Annotated in this window: 1 protein-coding gene; it reads left to right on the top strand. The window is 53.7% G+C overall.

Annotated elements, in window-relative coordinates:
* Positions 1 to 269 precede the first annotated feature (269 nt).
* On the top strand, positions 270 to 765 hold a 496-nt coding region (locus tag FZC78_RS24080), incomplete at its 3' end, for a hypothetical protein (RefSeq protein WP_215727421.1).

A 765-nucleotide genomic window follows, 5' to 3' on the forward strand; every position in this document is an offset into this window, starting at 1 on the left:
TTGGTGTCCTTCGGGAATCCTTCGAGAGACACCAGAAGAGAGAAAAAAGGGTTGTGGTGTCCTTCGAGAATCCCTCGAGAGACACTTGGCGAGGGAAAAGGGGGTGTTGGTGTCCTTCGAGAGTCCCTCGAGAGACACCAGAAGAGAGAAAAAGGGGTTGTTGGTGTCCTTCGGGAATCCTTCGAGAGACACCAGAAGAGAGAAAAAAGGGTTGTGGTGTCCTTCGGGAATCCTTCGAGAGACACCAGACGAKGGAAAAGGGGTTGTTGGTGTCCTTCGAGAATCCCGCGAGAGACACCAGGAGAGAGAAAAAGGGGTTGTGGTGTCCCTCGAGAATCCCTCGAGAGACACTTGGCGAGGGAAAAGGGGGTGTTGGTGTCCTTCGAGAATCCCTCGAGAGACACCAGAAGAGAGAAAAAGGGGTTGTGGTGTCCCTCGAGAATCCCTCGAGAGACACCAGAAGAGAGAAAAAGGGGTTGTGGTGTCCTTCGAGAATCCCGCGAGAGACACTTGGCGAGGGAAAAGGGGTTGTTGGTGTCCTTCGGGAATCCTTCGAGAGACACCAGAAGAGAGAAAAAGGGGTTGTGGTGTCCTTCGAGAATCCCGCGAGAGACACCAGACGAGGGAAAAGGGGTTGTTGGTGTCCTTCGAGAATCCCGCGAGAGACACCAGACGAGGGAAAAGGGGTTGTTGGTGTCATTCGAGAATCCCGCGAGAGACACCAGAAGAGAGAAAAAGGGGTTGAGGTGTCCCTCGAGAATCCCG

This window comes from Rossellomorea vietnamensis (genome assembly GCF_008180415.1).
In the GTDB taxonomy this organism is placed as follows: domain Bacteria; phylum Bacillota; class Bacilli; order Bacillales; family Bacillaceae_B; genus Rossellomorea; species Rossellomorea vietnamensis_C.